This is a genomic window from Geodermatophilus chilensis (assembly GCF_002802985.1).
In the GTDB taxonomy this organism is placed as follows: domain Bacteria; phylum Actinomycetota; class Actinomycetes; order Mycobacteriales; family Geodermatophilaceae; genus Geodermatophilus; species Geodermatophilus chilensis.
Genome location: NZ_NVPT01000003.1, coordinates 48,413 through 66,052 on the forward strand (window position 1 = coordinate 48,413; position 17,640 = coordinate 66,052).

A 17,640-nucleotide genomic window follows, 5' to 3' on the forward strand; every position below is an offset into this window, starting at 1 on the left:
AGCGGCATGCCGAAGACGACGAAGAGCGGGGACGCGAAGAAGAGCGAGATCCCCAGCACCCTGGAGCGCTCGGACGAGAAGGCGCAGCGCACCTTCGCCAAGACCCACGACTCGGCGATGGACTCCTACGACGACGAGCAGCGCGCCAACCAGGTCGCGTGGGCCGCGGTCAAGCACACGCACGAGAAGGTCGGCGACCACTGGGAGCCGAAAGACCACAAGGGCCCGAGCGACCCGCAGGCCGAGGGCGGCCGGGACACCGACCGCGAGACCAGGGGCGGCGTCGACGCCAACGCCACCAAGGAGCACCTGATGGACGTCGCCAAGCGGCTGGACATCAGTGGCCGGTCGAAGATGGACAAGGACGAGCTGGTCGACGCGATCCAGAAGGCCAACGACAGGGCCACCGCCGAGGCGCGCCGGAAGTGAGCCGGTGGCGTTCCGCTGCGGCGGGTCGCGGGTAGCCCATGCGTCATGGCCGACACCCGACGTCCCGTCAGCGAGCAGGTCGTCGTCGTCCTCGGTGCCTCCAGCGGCATCGGGCGGGCGACGGCGCTGGAGTTCGCCCGGCAGGGCTGCACCCGGATCGTCGTCGCCTCCCGCGGTGAGGAGGCCCTCGGCACGCTCGTCGAGGAGCTCACCCGGGAGGGCGCCGAGGCGGTCGCCGTCCCCACCGACATCACCGACCAGGCCGCCGTGCGCGCGCTGGTCGACGCCGCCGAGGCGCGCTTCGGCCGGATCGACACCTTCGTCACCGTGCCGGGGGTGGGCATCTGGGGGTCGGTGAAGCAGATCGACCTCGACGAGTTCCGCCGGGTCACCGAGGTCAACTACCTCGGCCACGTGGCCGCCGCGCAGGCCGCCGTCCCGGCGCTGGAGCGGGCCGGCGGCGGTGTGCTGATCGGCATCGGCTCGGTGGAGGGCTACCGGGCCGTCCCGCTGCACGCGCCCTACTCGGCGAGCAAGTTCGCGCTGCGCGCCTTCTACGACGCGTTGCGGATGGAGCTGGCCGAGGAGGGGTCGCCGGTCGAGGTGTGCCAGATCCTGCCCGCCGGCATCGCCACGCCGTTCTTCGAGCACGCCCGCACCAAGCTCGGCTCGATGCCCAAGCCGCCCCCGCCGGTGTACGCGCCGGAGCTGGTCGCCGAGGCGGTCGTGCGGGCGTCGGTGCACCCGCGACGGGAGGTGCCGGTCGGCGACGCCGCGCTGGGCTTCATCGCCGGGCAGCGGTTCAGCCCGGCCCTCACCGACGCGCTGCTGTCGGTGACCGGTCGCCGGCTGCAGACCACCGACCGGCCCGACGACGGCACCGACATCCTCGACACCCCGACGCCCGGACCCGGCCGGGTGCGCGGCGCCTTCGCCGGCCAGGTGCTCACCAGCAGCCCGGTCACCCGGGTCGCCGGCGCCGTGGCCCGCCCGGGCGAGCTGCTGCTCCGGGCTATCCGGCGCCGGGGATGAGCAACAGCTCGGTCTGCCGCTCGCCCAGGTAGGCCACGCCGTCGTCGGTGAGCGCCACGCCCTCCTCCAGCGCCATGCGCACCGGCTGGCCGCCCCACTCGGGCACCGGCACCCGCACGCACAGCTCGAGGGCGTAGACGGTGTCGGGGTGCAGCACCCGGTCACCGGCACCGGGGACGCCGCCCTGGTCGTCCCACCGGCCGATCGCCGGCCCCGCCCCGTGGCCGTGCACGCCGACCGGGTGCGAGTAGATGTCGCCGTCGATGCCCTCGGCCGCGGCGGCGCAGCGGGCCGCGGCCAGCACCTCGTTGCCGGTGCGGCCGGTCACCAGTTCGGCCGTGGTGAGGTCCTGCAGCCGGTTGCCCACGGCCAGCGCATCGCGCAGCCCGGCCGGCGCCTCGGTCTCGCCGCGGCGCAGCACGTAGCCGTTGCGCTGGTTGTCGGTCTTCAGGCCCAGGCTGGACAGGCCGACGTCGCAGTGCACCAGGTCGCCGGGCTCCACCGGCACGTCGTAGGGGACCACGGGCAGCAGCGCCCCCCGCTCGCGCAATGGCGCCACCCCGGCGCGCTGCACGTCGACCACGGGGTGGAACCACGGGTCGAGGCCCAGGTCGGCCAGCCGCTGGCGGATCCACCACGCCAGGTCGGTGGCGGTGGAGACGCCGGCGGTCAGGACGGCGGGGGAGAAGGCCTCCTCGATCACCTCGCGCACCCGGTGGTTGAGCCCGTCGAGCACGGCGATCTCCTCGGGCAGCCGCGTCTCCAGCCAGCCGACGACCAGCTCCTCGGCCGACACCAGCCGGTCGGCCCACGGCCCCAGCGCCTCGGTGAGCTGCCGGTGCTCGGTGTGCGACAGCCCGTCGGCGAGGGCGAAGTCGGCGGAGACGTCGATGCCGATCCGGCGCGGCGCGGCCTGCTCCAGGATGCGCCGCACCTCGGCCCACTGGGTTTCCTCGGCCGGGGGCCGCCCGCCGTCCTCGGGGGACCAGGCGGGCAGGAACTGGCCCACCGGGTAGCGGGAGACCGCGGCCGGGGTGACGCCGTCGTCGCTGCGGTGCAGCACGAGGATCGTGCGGCGGCGGGCCGAGAGCCAGGTGGCCGGCAGCAGCGAGGCCAGCACCGGGTCCTCGTTGTACTCGCGGCCGACGACCAGCCACAGGTCGATGCCGGCGCGGTCCATCAGCCCGGGCAGCAGGTCCAGCAGCCGCTGGGTCAGCCATCGGTCGCGGACGTCGGCCTGCTCGCGGAGCGGCAGCGGCACCGTCCGGGTCGGGTCCGGCGCGACGAGCGTCATGGGAAGAGTGGAGCAGAGAACCGGCGTGCTCACCGGTCGAGCGGTGCGGCCCCTCTGCAGGGCCCCGCCGCTGGCCTCGTCCCGGGTCCCGCCGGCCTCCCTGCAGGGTCCCGCCGCGAGCATGCGAGTGGCGGGGGGAGAGCGGTCCTCTTTCAGGCGCTCGATCGGCCGGCCGGCGGGCTGCTGTCGGCGAACCGGCCCGAGCGCTGCCGCGGCAGCACCGCGGCCACCCGGTCGCGGCCGGCCTGCTTGGCCTCGTACATGGCACCGTCGGCGCGGTCGACCAGCCGCCACATCGCGTCGGCGGCCTCCTCGCCGTCCACCGGCCGGGCCAGCGCGATGCCGATCGACGCGGTCACCGAGTGGCCGTCGTCCGTGCGGCTGGTCCGCACCGCCGCGCGCAGCCGCTCGGCGAGCTGGTGGGCCTCGGCCGGGTCGCTGACCAGGCCGAGCACGATCATCTCCTCACCGCCGGTGCGCGCGAGCACGTCGGTGGGCCGAACCGTGGCCGCCAGCGACGACGCCACCGCCCGCAGCACGGCGTCGCCGGCGGCGTGCCCGTGGGCGTCGTTGAGCTGCTTGAAGTGGTCGAGGTCCAGCACCATCGCGGCCACCCGCGAGCCCTCGCGGCGGGCCTGCCGCCACACCCGCGGGGCCTGCTCGACCAGGAAGCGGCGGTTGGCCAGCCCGGTGAGCGGGTCCTGGTGGGACAGCGTCTGCGTGGCCTCCAGCAGCCGCTGCACCCGGCGGCGCAGCACGTAGACGCCCGCGGACGCCGCGTTGAGCACGCCGGAGTTGACGCCCACCTGGACGGCGAGCCCGAGCGGGCTGTCGTAGCTGCCCCACATCGCCAGCAGGCAGGCCAGCACGGTGGCGAGCATGTTGACCGCGAGCATCCATGGGCCGAGGAACCAGGCGGCGATGAACGCCGGGAACAGCAGCATGAGCGGTGTTGCGTAGCGGACCGGGTCCTCGATGCACATCGCGACGACCACGTAGACGAGGTCGCCGAGCAGCACCAGGCCGAAGGTCTCCCACCGGCCGACCCGCCGGAACACCGCCAGCCAGCCGCCCAGCGCCACGAGCAGGGCCATCGTGCCGCCGTACACAGAGCTGGAGGCGCCCTCGCGCAGCACGCCGTCCACGAAGAGGTTGACCAGCCCCATCGCCCCGCCGAGGAACAGCAGCCCGGCGAGGGTCAGGGCGGCCACCTGCCGCTCCACCCCGCGGCCGGCGGCGAGGTCCGCCGCCAGCGCCCCCGGCCGTGTGTCGGTGCCCTCACGTCGCCACCCCGTCACGGGGGGCAGCATGCCGCACCCAGCGGTCTCCCAGGGAGTCCCGTTGCCTGGTCGTCACCGGACGTCCCAGTGGCGGGACGGGTCGACGTCCTCGCACGTCGGTGCCAGGGTGGCGGCCGTGTCCCACCCCGAGCCCGGCACGGCCGTCGTCCGCTCCCTCGCCGAGCACTCGATGGTGGGAGCGGGACCGACCAGCGCGCTGCGCATGGTCGCGCCCGGCTCGCAGACGGCGGGTCGCTTCGGTCTGGTCGAGTACCGCCTCGCGCCACGCAGCCCCGGGGCCGCGCCGCACGTCCACCAGACGTTCTCCGAGTCGTTCTACGTGCTGTCCGGCCGACTCACCGTCTACGCCGACGGCGCCTGGCGGCCGTGCTCGGCCGGCGACTTCGCGCTGGTGCACGAGCGCGGCGTGCACGGCTTCCGCAACGACGGCGACGAGCCGGCCGACTTCCTCGTCCTCTTCGCACCCGGCATCGCGCGCGAGCAGTTCTTCGCCGAGATGGCCGAGCTGCGCCGCAGCGGCCGGACCCTCTCCCCGGAGGAGATGACCGCCTTCTACGCCCGGCACGACCAGGTGATGGTCGACGTCTGACCCGGGGCCGCGGCCGCCACGCGCTCGACACGCCGGGAGCGCACAACCCTCCCGTGGCCTCCCTCGTTGAGCCGCCCGGGACCGGTTGCGGTCCCGGACAGCCCTGCGGGGCCGTACGGAGCGAGGACGGGCGTGCCCGACGAACGCATCACCTGGACGGACTGCCCCACCTGCGGCGACCGTGCGGCGGTCGGCTGGCAGATCGACCGGGGGCCGGACGGCGGCCTCCAGGAGGCGCCGACGACGTTCGACTGCAACAGCGGCTGCACCATGACCGACCTGCAGGTCATCTACTGGTTCGGCGGGCGCGGCCCCGGCGGGGGCCCGGCCCGGCCCCGGTAGGGGCCTGCACTGTCTCGTCCTGCCCACCTGGGCCTACCGTCGGGCGGGACGTCGGAAGGCCACGCACCGGGAGGACGACATGGCGCAGGGGCCGTGGTTCTACTGCCTCAAGCACCACACCGTGGAGGACCGGGACGGCTGCGCCGAGCGGCACCGCCTGGGCCCGTACGCCACCCGCGAGGAGGCCGAGCACGCGCTGCAGTCGGTGGCCGAGCGGGAAGAGCGGCTGACCGCCGAGGACCGCGCCTGGCGGGACGGCGACTGAAAAGGACCCCGTCCCTCTCACCGCTCGCAAGCTCGCGGCGAGCCTCGGGACGGGGCCGCCTGCGCGCCCGGGCATGATCCCTGCGGGACGCCGGGCGGTCCGGCGGCGCAGGAGGTGGGACGTGTCGGACGGACGCTCGGTGGAGGAGCTGGTCGTCGGCGTGCTGGGCGGCACCGGTCCGCAGGGCCGCGGGCTGGCCGTCCGGCTGGCGGCGGCCGGGCAGCGCGTGCTGCTGGGCTCGCGGGACGCCGAGCGGGCCGGTGAGGTCGCCGCGCAGGTCGCCGAGCGCGCCACCGCCGCGGCCGGGAACGTCGAGGTCTCGGTCACCGGCGGTTCCAACGTCGACGTCGCCGGGGCGGCCGACGTCGTCATCGTCGCCGTCCCGTACGCCGGGCACGCCGACACCCTCGCGGAGCTCGCCACCCCGCTGGCCGGGAAGGTCGTCGTCGACTGCGTCGTCCCCATGGCCTTCGACGAGCTCGGTGCCTACGTGCTCGACGTCCCCGAGGGCTCGGTGGCCCAGCAGGCCGCGGCGCTGCTGCCCGACTCGCACGTGGTCGGCGCCTTCCACCACCTGTCGGCGCGGCTGCTCGAGGACCTCTCCAGGCCCACCCTGGACGGCGACGTGATGGTGGTCGGCGACGTCCGCGAGGCCACCGACACCGTGCAGGCGCTGGCCGGCCGGCTGCCGGGCATGCGCGGCATCTACGCCGGCCGGCTGCGCAACGCCCGCCAGGTCGAGGCGCTGACCATCAACCTGGTGTCGGTCAACCGCCGGTACAAGGCGCACGCCGGCATCCGCGTCACCGACGTCTGAGCGAGCTCCGGGTCCCACTCGACGGGTGTCCCGACGAGTGGGGGCCGGAGGCCTCCGCGAGGAGGGACGAAGCGGCTCCACGCGGCAGGGGGACGGCCGTTGGCCGCGGTCGATCGTCCGGAGGACGATCAGTCGAAAGAGTGCTCGGGACCGGGGAAGACGCCGCCGCGGACCTCGTCGGCGTACTCGCGTGCCGCCCGCAGCAGCTCACCCCGCAGGTCGGCGTACTTCTTGACGAAGCGCGGCACCCGGCCGCCGGTCAGCCCGGCCATGTCCGGCCAGACCAGCACCTGGGCGTCGCAGTCCGCCCCGGCGCCGATGCCGACGGTGGGGATGGCCAGCTCCTTCGTCACCTGGGCCGCGAGCGGCGCGGGCACCATCTCCAGGACGACGGCGAACGCCCCGGCCTCCTGGACGGCATGCGCATCGGCGAGCAGCTTCTCCGCCCCGGCCCCGCGCCCCTGCACCCGGAAGCCGCCGAGGGCGTGCTCGCTCTGGGGCGTGAACCCGATGTGCGCCATGACCGGGATGCCGGAGTCGTGCAGCAGCCGGATCTGCGGTGCGACCCGCTCCCCGCCCTCGAGCTTGACCGCCTGCGCGCCGCCCTCCTTCATCATCCGGACGGCGGTGTCGAACGCCTGCTGCGGCGCGGACTCGTAGCTGCCGAACGGCAGGTCGGCCACGATGAGCGAGCGCTTGGTCGAGCGGGTGACCGCCTTGGTCATCACCAGCAGGTCCTCGACGGTCACCGGGACGGTGGAGGTGTGCCCGAGGACCACGTTGCCCGAGGAGTCGCCGACCAGCATCACCGGGATGCCGGCCTCCTCGAAGATCGCCGCGCTGAAGGTGTCGTAGGCGGTGAGCATCGCCCACTTCTCGCCGCGCTCCTTGGCCTGTTGCAGGTGGTGCACGCGCACCCGGGCGGTGGACGTCCCGCCGTAGAGAACCGGTTCGCTCATGGGTGCGCTGCCGCTCCTTCGCGGACGCTGGGCAGGGTCTCCCGCCAGCGGTTGGTGATCGGGAGGCGCCGGTCGCGGCCGAACGCCTTGAGGCTGATCTTGGTGCCGGGTGCGGACTGCCGGCGCTTGAACTCCGCGGCGTCCACCAGCCGCAGCACCCGGGCCACCACCTCGGGGTCGTGGCCGCGCTCCAGCAGCTCGGCCATCCCGAGGTCGCGGTCGACGTAGTCGGCGACCACCGCGTCGAGCTCCTCGTAGGAGGGCAGCGAGTCGGTGTCGACCTGGCCGGGGGCGAGCTCGGCCGACGGCGGCTTGTCGATCGAGTTCTGCGGGATCGGCTCGGTCTCGCCGCGGCCCCGGGCGTAGTCGTTGCGCCAGCGGGCCAGCGCCCAGACCAGCGTCTTCGGCACGTCCTTGATCGGCGCGAACCCGCCGGCCGAGTCGCCGTAGAGGGTCGAGTAGCCGACGGCGATCTCGCTCTTGTTGCCCGTCGTCAGCACGAGGTGCCCGTGCTGGTTGGACAGCCCCATGAGCAGTGTGCCGCGTACACGCGCCTGCAGGTTCTCCGCGGCGACCCCGCTGAGCTCCACCGACGAGTGGTAGGCGTCGACCATCGGCGCGATCGGGACGACGGAGTAGTGCAGCCCGGTGCGCCGCGCGAGGTCCTCGGCGTCGGCCAGCGAGTGCTCGCTGGAGTACTTCGACGGCAGCCCGACGCCGTACACCCGGTCGGCGCCCAGCGCGTCGACGGCGAGGGCGGCGCACACGGCGGAGTCGATGCCGCCGGAGAGGCCCAGCACCACCGAGGGCATGCCGTTCTTGTCGATGAAGTCCCGCAGGCCCAGCACCAGCGCCCGCCAGACCTCCTCGGGGTCCGACAGCGGCTCGGCCACCGACGCCGGCCGCGGCTCGAACGCCGGCACCGGCTCCTCGGAGAGCACGTGCCGGGTCACCGTCATCGGCCCGATCCGGCCCTCGCGCCGCTCGGGCACCGACGACGGGTCGATCGAGAGGTCCACGCACATCAGGTGCTCGACGAACTGCGGCGCCCGGCCGAGCAGCTCGCCGTCCGCGGACACGGCCATCGAGTCGCCGTCGAAGACCAGCTCGTCCTGGCCGCCGACCTGGTTGCAGTAGACGACGGTGGCCCGCGCCTCGGCCGCCCGGCGGCGGACCAGCGGCAGCCGCAGGTCGTCCTTGGCCCGCTCGTAGGGCGAGGCGTTGGGGGAGAGCACCAGGTCGACCCCGGCCTGCCCGGCGACGCCGCACGGCCCGCCCTCGACCCAGAGGTCCTCGCACACGGTCAGCGCCACGTCCACGCCGTGCAGCCGCACGACCGGCAGCTCGGTGCCGGGCACGAAGTAGCGGGCCTCGTCGAAGACGCCGTAGTTGGGCAGGTGCCGCTTGTGGTACCGGACGACGACCTGGCCGCCGTACAGCAGCGCCGCGGCGTTGCGGGGCGCGCCGTGCCGCGGGTTGGCGTCGGCCGGGCGGTCGTCGTCGCCGGGCATGGACTCCGCCGGCGCCGGGCCGCTGCCCTCGGTGTGCTCGAGGTGGCCGACGACGACGGCGACCTCGCCCAGCCCCCGCTCGGCGAGGTCGGCGGCGAGGTCGACCAGCGCGGTCTCGCTGGCGCGGGCGAAGGACTCCCGGAGCACGAGGTCCTCGGCCGGGTAGCCGGTCAGGGTCATCTCGGGGAAGACGACGACGTGGGCGCCGGCGGCTGCCGCGTCCGCCGTCCAGCGGGTCACCAGCTCGGCGTTGCCGCTGATGTCGCCGACCCGGGTGTCGACCTGGGCCAAGGCCACTCTGAGCTGCACGGGTTCGCTCACGTGCCCATCCTGGTCCGCGCCCCCGGTGCCCGGCCACGCGGGGGACGGGCGGTCAGCCGGTGGCCACGGGCGGGGTCGTGGCGCGGGGGACGGGCAGTCCCTCGGACGGCGGGCCGGCCGCCGGTGTCGCGGGGGTGGCGTGCTCGAGGAAGCGGAGCAGCTCGACCGGGAAGGGCAGGACGACCGTCGAGTTCTTCTCAGCGGCCACCTCCACCATCGTCTGCAGCAGGCGCAGCTGCAGCGCGGCCGGCTGGGTCGCCATCACCTGCGCGGCCTGCGCCAGCTTCTGCGAGGCCTGCAGCTCGCCCTCGGCCGTGATCACCCGGGACCGGCGTTCGCGCTCGGCCTCGGCCTGGCGGGACATCGACCGCTTCATCGACTCCGGCAGGGCGACGTCCTTGATGTCGACGCGGTCGATGTGGATGCCCCAGTCGACGGCGGGGCTGTCCATCATCAGCTCCAGGCCCTGGTTGAGCCGCTCGCGGTTGGACAGCAGGTCGTCGAGCTCGCTCTTGCCGATGATCGAGCGCAGCGACGCCTGGGCCACCTGGCCGATCGCGGCCTGGTAGTTCTGCACGTCGACGACGACACGGACCGGGTCGTAGACCCGCCAGTACACGACCGCGTCGACCTTCACGGTGACGTTGTCGCGGGTGATCCCCTCCTGCGCCGGCACCGGCATGGTGACGATCTGCATGTTGACCTTGTGCAACCGGTCGATCCCGGGGGCGATCAGCGTCAGGCCGGGCGGGCGCGCGTCGCCGGACAGCCGGCCGAACCGCAGGACCACCCCGCGCTGGTACTGGGTCACCACCCGGACGCTCGCCCCGAGCAGGACCAGCACTCCCGCGAGCGCGATCGCCAGGATCACGAAGATGGCGTCCATCTCGGCCTCCGTCGTCCCGTCGGGTGTGGTGCGGGCACGGGGACGACGTGCCCGGTGTTGAAGCTGCCGGCCCCACGGCGGGGCCGGGACGACTCGTCGTGCGCCTCCGAGCGGACCTCCCGTCGGCCGCCGGCCTGGGCCACCCTCGGCGCCGACGGACCGACGCGGGACCGGACGGCGCCCCCGGGGCCTGGCGGCCGCTGCTCGACGCGGCCAGCAGCGGACCCGTCGTGCTCCTGTCCAGCGCCCGGGACGAGGAGCACGACAACGCGGTGGCGCTGCGGGACTACCTGCTGGCCCACCGGTGGGCCTCCGGCGGGGAGGGCTCGGTGCCGCGGCGCACGACGGCGACCGGGGTCGTGGCCCCCTCCACGACGGCACGGCTCACCGAGCCGAACACGGCTCCCAGCCCGGCCCGTCGGCCCCGTGACCCGACGACGACGAGCGCTGCGTCCGCGCACCCGGTGACTAGGGCCGAGACCGGGTCGCAGCGCACCACCTCGGTGGTGACCGGGACGTCCGGGTACAGCTCCCGCCACGCCGCGACGGCGCCGTCGACCAGGGCGTACGCCGCGGCCTCGGTGGTGACGAGCGGAGCGGTCACCGCCTCCAGGTCGGCGGGGCAGTCCGCGCACCACGCGTGGACGGCGGTGACGGCGGTGCCGCGCCGGGCGGCGGCTCGGAAGGCGAAGCCGACGGCGGCGTCGGAGTGCGTGAGGCCGTCGATCCCCACGACGACCCGGGGGTTGACGAGGTCGCGGGCGACGTCGCCGGACGGGTGCACCACCGCGACCGGGCAGCCGGCGGTGGCCGTCACCCGAAGCGCCAGCGACCCGTGCAGGGGACCTCGCACGCCCGGCCGCTGCCCCGCCCGCCGCCGGGAACCGAGGACGAGCAGGTGGGCGTCCCGGCTCTCGCGGAGGAGCACCCGGCGCGGCGACCCGCGGACGATGCCGGCCGAGACCTCGACGTCCGGGGCGATCGACCGGACCCGTGCCAGTGCGCGGTCGACCTGCTGCGCGGCCGCCGCCTGCTGCGCGGTCAGGCTGTCGACCACCGGGACGACACCGAGCGGGTCCATCGGCACCGGCGCCGAGAGGGCGTGCACGATCCGCAGCGGCCGCCGCTGGCCGGCGGCTTCCGCGGCGGCCCACTTCAGGGCCGACGACCCGGCGCCGGCGGTGACGCCGACGACGACGGGGGCGCGCGACCTCCCGAGCCGGCGTGCGACGGGGAGGACGGCCCGGCTGAAGGCCGGGTCCGACAGCAGTGCGGCCTCGAGCTCCTGCACGGTCCGACGTTCGGAGTCACTGAGCACGAGCGCCTCCTCAAGGCGGTCCGCACCGACAGATGCATCGTAACGCGATACTTCCTGTGCCGGAAGGGCGTCGGGTGCGGCGCATCCGTGGTCGAATGGGCCCGTGGCCCCGGAGGACGACGAACCGGCCGGTCCGCCGCTGACCAAGCAGGAGTTCGAGGCGCTGGCGCGCTTCCGCTTCGGCATCCGCCGGTACCTGCGCTTCAGCGAGGAGACCGTGCGCCGGCACGGACTGACCCCGCAGCAGTACCAGCTGCTCCTCGCGTTGAAGGGCTTCCCCGACCGGGAGTGGGCCACGGTCCGGGAGCTGGCCGAGCGCCTGCAGCTGCGCCACCACAGCGTGGTCGAGCTGGTCGACAGGGCCCAGGGTCAGGGGCTGGTCACGCGGGCGGCCAACCCCGAGGACGCCCGGTCGGTCCGGGTCCTGCTGACCACGTCCGGTGACCGGATCCTGGGCCGGCTCAGCGCACTGCACCGGGACGAGCTGCGCCGGCTGGACACGACGCTGACGCCGCCCGAGTGGGGGGAGTCCGTGCCGGCCGGGTCGGGGACCGTCTGACGAGGGTCCGGAGCTGCCCGCCGGACGGGACCGGGACGCACCGGGCGTGCCGGGGTGCCGTCGCCGGTGCACAGGAGGCAGGCTGGGGACGACGTCACACCCTGGAAACGACTGGACGCGATCATGGCGAGCATGGACCGACAGCAGGAGTTCGTCCTGCGCACCCTCGAGGAACGCGACATCCGCTTCGTGCGGTTGTGGTTCACCGACGTCTCGGGCTACCTCAAGGCCGTGGCCGTGGCGCCGGCCGAGATCGAGGCCGCCTTCGCCGAGGGCATCGGCTTCGACGGCTCGGCGATCGAGGGCTTCGCGCGCGTCTACGAGTCCGACATGCTCGCCAAGCCCGACCCCAGCACCTTCCAGGTGATGCCGGCCGCCAAGGGGCAGCCGAGCGACACCGCCCGGATGTTCTGCGACCTCACGCTGCCCGACGGCTCGCCGTCCTGGGCCGACCCCCGGCACGTGCTGCGCCGGGCGCTGTCGAAGGCCGCCGACATGGGCTTCACCTTCTACACCCACCCCGAGGTCGAGTTCTTCCTGCTCAAGGACCAGCCCAGCGACGGCAGCCCGCCCGAGCCGGCCGACAACGGCGGCTACTTCGACCTCTCCACGCACAACGTCGCCCACGACTTCCGCCGCGAGGCGGTCTTCGCCCTGGAGGCGATGGGCATCTCGGTGGAGTTCAGCCACCACGAGGTCGCGCCCGGTCAGCAGGAGATCGACCTGCGCTACGCCGACGCGCTGTCGATGGCCGACAACATCATGACGCTGCGGCACGTCGTCCGGGAGGTGGCCCTGGCCCAGCAGGTGCACGCCACCTTCATGCCCAAGCCGTTCACCGACCTGGCCGGCTCGGCGATGCACACCCACGTGTCGCTGTTCGAGGGCGACCGCAACGCCTTCCACGACCCCGCCGACCCGATGAGGATCTCGACCACCGGCAGACAGTTCATCGCCGGCCTGCTGCTTCACGCCAAGGAGTACACCGCCGTCACCAACCAGACGGTGAATTCCTACCGGCGGCTGCTCGCCGGCACCGAGGCGCCGACGGCGGCGACCTGGGGCCGGGCCAACCGCTCGGCGCTGGTGCGGCTGCCCTCGTACAACAAGGGCCAGTCGGCGCGGGTCGAGATCCGCTCGCCCGACTCCGCGTGCAACCCGTACCTCACGTTCGCCGTCCTGCTGGCCGCTGGGCTGCGCGGCGTCGAGAAGGGCTACGAGTTGCCACCGGAGGCCGAAGACGACGTCTGGTCGCTCACCGACACCGAGCGCCGCGCCGCCGGCTACGAGGACCTGCCGGTGTCCCTCGGCGAGGCGCTCACCGCGATGCAGGGCAGCGAACTGGTCGCCGAGACCCTCGGCGAGCACGTCTTCGAGTTCTTCCTGCGCAACAAGTGGGCCGAGTTCAACGCCTACCGGCAGAACGTGACCCCGTGGGAACTCAAGCGCTACCTGCCCGGCCTCTGAACCCCGGCGGTTTCCGCGGAAACCTCCCCCCTCCGGCAGTTTCCGCGGAAACCGCCGGAGGCGGGGACGGCCGGCGGCGGGAACTACGCTCGACGCGTGGCCCGCCTGCTCGTCGTCGTCCCCTCCGACACCGATCCGCCGGCCCGGCTCGGCGCGTGGCTGGCGCAGGCCGGACTGGAGCTGGACGAGCGCCGGCCCGGCACCGGCGACGAGCTCCCGGAGACCCTGGAGGGGTACGACGGGCTGCTCGTCCTCGGCGGGCCGCAGTCGGCGATGGACGACGAGCAGACCAGCCCCGAGCTGGTCGGTGTGCGCCGGCTGCTGGCCGAGGCGCTGGCCGACGACGTCCCCACGCTGGCGGTCTGCCTGGGCGCCCAGCTGCTCGCCGAGGTCGGGGGCGGCCGCGTCCGGAAGGGCGTCGACGGACCCGAGGTGGGCGCCACCCTCGTCGCCAAGCGGGACGCCGCCGACGCCGACCCGCTGTTCCGCCCGCTGCCGATGACCCCCGACGTGATCCAGTTCCACCACGACGAGATCGCCGAGCTGCCGCGCGGGGCCACCCTGCTGGCCAGCAACCCCTTCTACGCGCACCAGGCCTTCCGCGTCGGCCGGCACGTCTACGGAGTGCAGTTCCACATCGAGACGACGCCGGAGATCGTCGCGCAGTGGGCCGAGCAGGACACCGTCGGCGTGGCCGCCAGCGGGCTGGACCGCGAGACGATCTGCGCCCACGCCGCCGCGGTGCACCCCGACATCGAGGAGGCCTGGGCGCCGTTCGCCGGCCGCTTCGCCGACCTGGTCCGCCACGGCTCCCGCGCGGGCGCGGCGTGACGAGCGCCCCGGAGATCCCGCGCCGGGCCGTCGTCCGGCTGGTCCGGTTCGGCTTCGTCGACGGCGAGCGGGCCGCCCGCCTGCTGTCCGAGCCGGAGATGGGACTGTGGGACCTCGCGCGCAACGAGCCCGCCGACCCCGAGGCCGGCCCGGTCGTCTCCGCGCTGGCCCGCACCGGCGACCCCGACCTCGCCGTCCGCTCGCTGCGCCGGCTGATCGAGGCACTGGACTCCGCCGACCCCACCGGCGGCTCGGCCGCCGCGCTGCTGGCCCGGCTGCGCGGCTCGGCGCTGCTGCGCGCGCGCCTGCTCGGCGTGCTCGGCGCCAGCTCCGGCCTGGCCGACCACCTGGCCGCCCACCCCGGCGACTGGACCGTCCTCGACGGGGACGGCGACGGCGCCTCCCGGGGCCCGACCCGGCCCACGCCGCAGGCGCTGCAGCGGCAGATGCTCGTCGCCGTGGGCGCCGACCCCGACGACCCGCCGTGGGGCGTGCGGCTGGGCAAGGGGGCGCCGGACGCCGGCCCGCAGCGGGTCGCCGACCTGCGGCTGGCCTACCGGCGGGCCATCCTCTCCGTCGCCGGGCGCGACCTCGGCGAGAGCCTCGCCGCCGAGGACGTCGCCGCGGAACTGGCCGACATCGCCGGGGCCGTCCTCACCGCGGGGCTCGCGCTGGCCGTCGCCGAGCAGCCCGCCGACGCCGCGGCCTGCCGACTGGCGGTCATCGCGCTGGGCAAGACCGGTGGCCGGGAGCTCAACTACGTCAGCGACGTCGACGTGGTGTTTGTCGCCGAGCCGGTCGGCCCGTCGGGGCGGGCGGGCGAGGAGCTCGACGCCGGTCCCGCGGTGAAGAGCGCGACCCGCGTGGCCGCGGCCCTCATGCGGATCTGCCGCGAGGCGGCCTGGGAGGTCGACGCCGCGCTGCGCCCCGAGGGCAAGGCCGGCGCGCTGGTGCGCACGCTGCACGGGCACGCGGCCTACTACCGCAGCTGGGCCAGCACCTGGGAGTTCCAGGCGCTGCTGAAGATGCGCCCGGTCGCCGGCGACCCCGACCTCGGCCGGGCCTACGTCGAGGAGCTGTTCCCGCTGGTCTGGCAGGCGGGGGAGCGCCCCGGCTTCGTCGGCGAGGTCCAGGCCATGCGGCGCCGGGTGCTGGAGAACATCCCGCCGGCGCAGGCCGAGCGCGAGCTGAAGCTGGGCCGCGGCGGGCTGCGCGACGTCGAGTTCGCCGTCCAGCTGCTGCAGCTGGTGCACGGCCGGGTCGACGTGCGGCTGCGGGTGGGCGGCACCCTGCCGGCGCTGCACGCGCTGCGGGCCGGCGGCTACGTGGGCCGCGACGACGCCGACACGCTCATCGCCTCCTACCGGTTCCTGCGCACCGTCGAGCACCGGCTGCAGCTGCTGCGGCTGCGCCGCACCCACCTGCTGCCCACCGACGAGCAGCAGCTGCGCTGGCTGGCCCGGTCGCTGGGCTACAAGCCCGACCACCGCGGGGACGCCGTCGCCGTGCTCGACGCCGAGCTGTCCCTGCACACCCGCGAGGTGCGCCGGCTGCACGAGAAGCTCTTCTACCGGCCGCTGCTCTCGGCCGTGGCCAAGGTGCCGCCGGAGGCCGCGCACCTGGGGTCGAAGGCGGCCGGTGACTGGCTGCGGGCGCTGGGCTTCGCCGACCCCGACGGCGCGCTGCGGCACATGGCCGCGCTCACCGGCGGGGTGTCGCGGTCGGCGTCGATGCAGAAGTACCTGCTGCCGGTGGTGCTGCAGACCCTCGCCGACTGCGCCGACCCCGACGCCGGCCTGCTGGCCTACCGCAGGGTCAGCGAGGCCCTCGGCGGCAACCAGTGGTACCTGCGGCTGCTGCGCGACGAGGGGCAGGTGGCCGAGCGGCTGGCCGCGCTGCTCGGCTCCAGCCAGTACGTCGCCTCCCTGCTCACCCGCACCCCCGAGGCGCTGCGGATCCTCGCCCACGACGACGAGCTGCGCCCGCGCACCGCGCCCGCGCTCGCCGCGGCCTGGCGGCAGGCGGCCGGGCGGGCCGCGGACCCGACCGACGGCATCCGGGTGCTGCGCGGGCTGCGCCGCTCCGAGCTGCTGCGGGTCGCCGCCGCCGACCTGCTGGGCATGCTCGACGTCGGGCAGGTCGGCCGGGCGCTGACCGACATCGCCGTCGCCACGCTGCAGGTCGGCCTGGACGTCGCGGTGCGGGCGCACGCCGCCGAGACCGGCACCGCACCCGGCGAGCTGCCCACCGACATCGCCGTCATCGGCATGGGCCGGCTCGGCGGTGGCGAGATGGGCTACGGCTCGGACGCCGACGTGCTGTTCGTGCACCGGCCGCGGGAGGGCGCCGAGGAGGGCCGGGCGACCGCGGCGGCCAACGCCGTCGCGCACACCCTGCGCCGGCTGCTCGGCGAGCCGGCGCCCGACCCGGCGTTCGAGCTCGACGCCGACCTGCGGCCCGAGGGCCGGCAGGGCGCGCTGGTGCGCAGCCTGGACTCCTACCGCGAGTACTACGACCGCTGGATGTCGGTGTGGGAGGTGCAGGCGCTGCTGCGCGCCGAGCCCGTCGCCGGCGACGAGGCCCTCGGTGCGGCGTTCGTCGAGCTCGTCGACCCGATCCGCTACCCGGCCGAGGGCGTCTCGCCCGAGCAGGTCGCCGAGATCCGCCGCATCAAGGCCCGGGTCGAGCGCGAGCGGCTGCCGCGCGGTGCGGACCCGACCACGCACACCAAGCTGGGCCGGGGCGGACTGGCCGACGTCGAGTGGACCGTCCAGCTGCTGCAGCTCCAGCACGCCGGCGAGCACCCGGAGCTGCGGGTGACCTCGACGGTGGGTGCGCTGACCGCGCTGCGCGCGGACGGCCTGGTCGAGGAGGATCACGCCGAGGCGCTGCAGCGGGCGTGGGAACTGGCCACCCGGGCGCGCAACGCGATCTTCCTCGTGCGCGGCCGGCCCAGCGACCAGCTGCCGCGGCCGGGCGTGGAGCTGGCCGGCGTCGCCCGGGCGAGCGGGTACGGCCCGGACGGCGACCCGGGACAGTTCCTCGACGACTACCGGCGGGCCACCCGGCAGGCGCGCAGCGTCGTCGAGCAGGTCTTCTACGGGCAGCCCGCCAGCGGCTCCTGACGGGCGGGGCTACACCTGGCGGGCAAAGACGACGACGTTGTCGACGTAGCTGCCGGCCGAGGAGTCGAAGGGGCCGCCGCAGGTGATCAGGCGCAGCTCGGGGCCGTCGGTGTTGCCGTAGACCTCGAGGGTGGGGAAGTCGTCCTTGGGGACGACGCGGATGTCGTAGACCTCGAAGGAGACGACGGTGCCGTCCTCCCGGGTCACCTCGGCGCGGTCGCCCGGGCTGAGGTTGCCGAGCTCGTAGAACACCGAGGGACCGTTGGCGGCGCTGTCGACGTGGCCCTCGATCACGGCGGGCCCGACCTCGCCGGGTCGCGGGGAGTGCCGGAACCAGGCGGCCTTGTCGTAGTCCGGGCCCGGCTGCGGTACCTCCAGGGTGCCGTCCGGGTTGAGTCCCACGGTGATCAGGTCGGACCGGACGTCGATGGCGGGGACGCTGATCGAGACGGGCGGGGCCACCGGCTCCGCGGGCTGTCCCCTATACACAACTGACGCTGCCGACGACTCCTTACGTTTAGCTCTCGTCTACCCACCCAGCCTCTAAAAATAAAATTAGTCCAACATGCTGCATGTATAGTCCACAATCTGTGA

At 74.6% G+C, this 17,640-nt stretch carries 17 protein-coding genes; 10 read left to right on the forward strand and 7 right to left on the reverse strand.

Annotation, left to right across the window (positions count from 1 at the left end; translation table 11 throughout):
* Positions 1-6: 6 nt before the first annotated feature.
* Both CNO22_RS01075 and CNO22_RS01080 read left to right on the forward strand, forming a co-directional pair.
* Positions 7-429, forward strand: coding sequence for a ChaB family protein (locus CNO22_RS01075; protein ID WP_100497511.1), 423 nt, complete (start codon positions 7-9; stop codon positions 427-429).
* A gap of 45 nt (positions 430-474) precedes the next feature.
* Entirely contained in the window at positions 475-1,461 is a 987-nt protein-coding gene (locus tag CNO22_RS01080; protein ID WP_100497512.1) for an SDR family oxidoreductase, read from the forward strand.
* Here the strand turns inward: CNO22_RS01080 and CNO22_RS01085 are convergent.
* Positions 1,442-2,755: a M24 family metallopeptidase gene (locus CNO22_RS01085; protein WP_100497513.1), complete on the reverse strand. Its 1,314-nt coding sequence runs from the start codon at positions 2,753-2,755 to the stop codon at positions 1,442-1,444. The two genes, CNO22_RS01080 and CNO22_RS01085, sit on opposite strands and share 20 nt — an antisense overlap.
* Positions 2,756-2,907: 152 nt before the next feature.
* Positions 2,908-4,053 (reverse strand): GGDEF domain-containing protein, encoded by a 1,146-nt coding sequence (locus CNO22_RS01090; RefSeq protein ID WP_232806704.1) that lies wholly within the window; start codon positions 4,051-4,053, stop codon positions 2,908-2,910.
* A 118-nt stretch (positions 4,054-4,171) separates the two neighbouring features.
* Here CNO22_RS01090 and CNO22_RS01095 point away from each other — a divergent pair, with 118 nt between their 5' ends.
* From CNO22_RS01095 to npdG, 4 genes are all read left to right on the forward strand, one after another.
* Entirely contained in the window at positions 4,172-4,645 is a 474-nt protein-coding gene (locus CNO22_RS01095) for a cupin domain-containing protein (RefSeq protein WP_100497530.1), read from the forward strand.
* A gap of 132 nt (positions 4,646-4,777) precedes the next feature.
* Positions 4,778-4,987 (forward strand): hypothetical protein, encoded by a 210-nt coding sequence (locus tag CNO22_RS01100; protein WP_100497515.1) that lies wholly within the window; start codon positions 4,778-4,780, stop codon positions 4,985-4,987.
* A gap of 79 nt (positions 4,988-5,066) precedes the next feature.
* Positions 5,067-5,252, forward strand: a complete 186-nt coding sequence (locus CNO22_RS01105) for a hypothetical protein (protein WP_100497516.1) — start codon at positions 5,067-5,069, stop codon at positions 5,250-5,252.
* A 121-nt stretch (positions 5,253-5,373) separates the two neighbouring features.
* Positions 5,374-6,069 (forward strand): NADPH-dependent F420 reductase, encoded by a 696-nt coding sequence (npdG, locus tag CNO22_RS01110; protein WP_100497517.1) that lies wholly within the window; start codon positions 5,374-5,376, stop codon positions 6,067-6,069.
* 128 nt (positions 6,070-6,197) lie between these two features.
* Here the strand turns inward: npdG and panB are convergent, their stop codons facing one another.
* The 4 genes from panB to CNO22_RS01135 form a co-directional block, all read right to left on the reverse strand.
* Positions 6,198-7,028, reverse strand: coding sequence for a 3-methyl-2-oxobutanoate hydroxymethyltransferase (panB, locus tag CNO22_RS01115; RefSeq protein ID WP_100497518.1), 831 nt, complete (start codon positions 7,026-7,028; stop codon positions 6,198-6,200).
* Positions 7,025-8,860, reverse strand: coding sequence for an NAD+ synthase (locus CNO22_RS01120; RefSeq protein ID WP_100497519.1), 1,836 nt, complete (start codon positions 8,858-8,860; stop codon positions 7,025-7,027). The genes panB and CNO22_RS01120 overlap by 4 nt, the downstream gene beginning before the upstream one ends.
* A gap of 52 nt (positions 8,861-8,912) precedes the next feature.
* Entirely contained in the window at positions 8,913-9,746 is an 834-nt protein-coding gene (locus tag CNO22_RS01125) for a slipin family protein (protein ID WP_100497520.1), read from the reverse strand.
* 286 nt (positions 9,747-10,032) lie between these two features.
* Entirely contained in the window at positions 10,033-11,064 is a 1,032-nt protein-coding gene (locus CNO22_RS01135; RefSeq protein ID WP_198588027.1) for a universal stress protein, read from the reverse strand.
* A gap of 103 nt (positions 11,065-11,167) precedes the next feature.
* Between CNO22_RS01135 and CNO22_RS01140 the strand changes: the two genes are divergently transcribed.
* The 4 genes from CNO22_RS01140 to CNO22_RS01155 all read left to right on the forward strand — a co-directional run bounded on the left by CNO22_RS01140 (position 11,168) and on the right by CNO22_RS01155 (position 17,046).
* Positions 11,168-11,623, forward strand: a complete 456-nt coding sequence (locus CNO22_RS01140; RefSeq protein ID WP_100497521.1) for a MarR family winged helix-turn-helix transcriptional regulator — start codon at positions 11,168-11,170, stop codon at positions 11,621-11,623.
* A 132-nt stretch (positions 11,624-11,755) separates the two neighbouring features.
* The gene (gene glnA / locus CNO22_RS01145) at positions 11,756-13,090 is read left to right on the forward strand and encodes a type I glutamate--ammonia ligase (RefSeq protein ID WP_100497532.1); all 1,335 of its coding nucleotides are present in this window, start codon (positions 11,756-11,758) and stop codon (positions 13,088-13,090) included.
* 96 nt (positions 13,091-13,186) lie between these two features.
* Positions 13,187-13,921: a type 1 glutamine amidotransferase gene (locus CNO22_RS01150; RefSeq protein WP_100497522.1), complete on the forward strand. Its 735-nt coding sequence runs from the start codon at positions 13,187-13,189 to the stop codon at positions 13,919-13,921.
* Positions 13,918-17,046, forward strand: a complete 3,129-nt coding sequence (locus CNO22_RS01155) for a bifunctional [glutamine synthetase] adenylyltransferase/[glutamine synthetase]-adenylyl-L-tyrosine phosphorylase (protein ID WP_100497523.1) — start codon at positions 13,918-13,920, stop codon at positions 17,044-17,046. The genes CNO22_RS01150 and CNO22_RS01155 overlap by 4 nt, the downstream gene beginning before the upstream one ends.
* 9 nt (positions 17,047-17,055) lie before the next feature.
* Here the strand turns inward: CNO22_RS01155 and CNO22_RS01160 are convergent, their stop codons facing one another.
* A complete protein-coding gene (locus CNO22_RS01160; RefSeq protein WP_198588028.1) occupies positions 17,056-17,508 on the reverse strand; it encodes a class F sortase in 453 nt (150 codons plus the stop codon).
* Positions 17,509-17,640 lie beyond the last annotated feature (132 nt).

What these genes read in the sequence shown, in the direction of transcription:
- panB (WP_100497518.1), bottom strand. Translation starts at nt 7,028, where the DNA reads ATGAGCGAACCGGTTCTCTACGGCGGGACGTCCACCGCCCGGGTGCGC.
- CNO22_RS01105 (WP_100497516.1), top strand. Translation starts at nt 5,067, where the DNA reads ATGGCGCAGGGGCCGTGGTTCTACTGCCTCAAGCACCACACCGTGGAG.
- CNO22_RS01125 (WP_100497520.1), bottom strand. Translation starts at nt 9,746, where the DNA reads ATGGACGCCATCTTCGTGATCCTGGCGATCGCGCTCGCGGGAGTGCTG.
- glnA (WP_100497532.1), top strand. Translation starts at nt 11,756, where the DNA reads ATGGACCGACAGCAGGAGTTCGTCCTGCGCACCCTCGAGGAACGCGAC.
- CNO22_RS01075 (WP_100497511.1), top strand. Translation starts at nt 7, where the DNA reads ATGCCGAAGACGACGAAGAGCGGGGACGCGAAGAAGAGCGAGATCCCC.
- CNO22_RS01080 (WP_100497512.1), top strand. Translation starts at nt 475, where the DNA reads ATGGCCGACACCCGACGTCCCGTCAGCGAGCAGGTCGTCGTCGTCCTC.
- CNO22_RS01085 (WP_100497513.1), bottom strand. Translation starts at nt 2,755, where the DNA reads ATGACGCTCGTCGCGCCGGACCCGACCCGGACGGTGCCGCTGCCGCTC.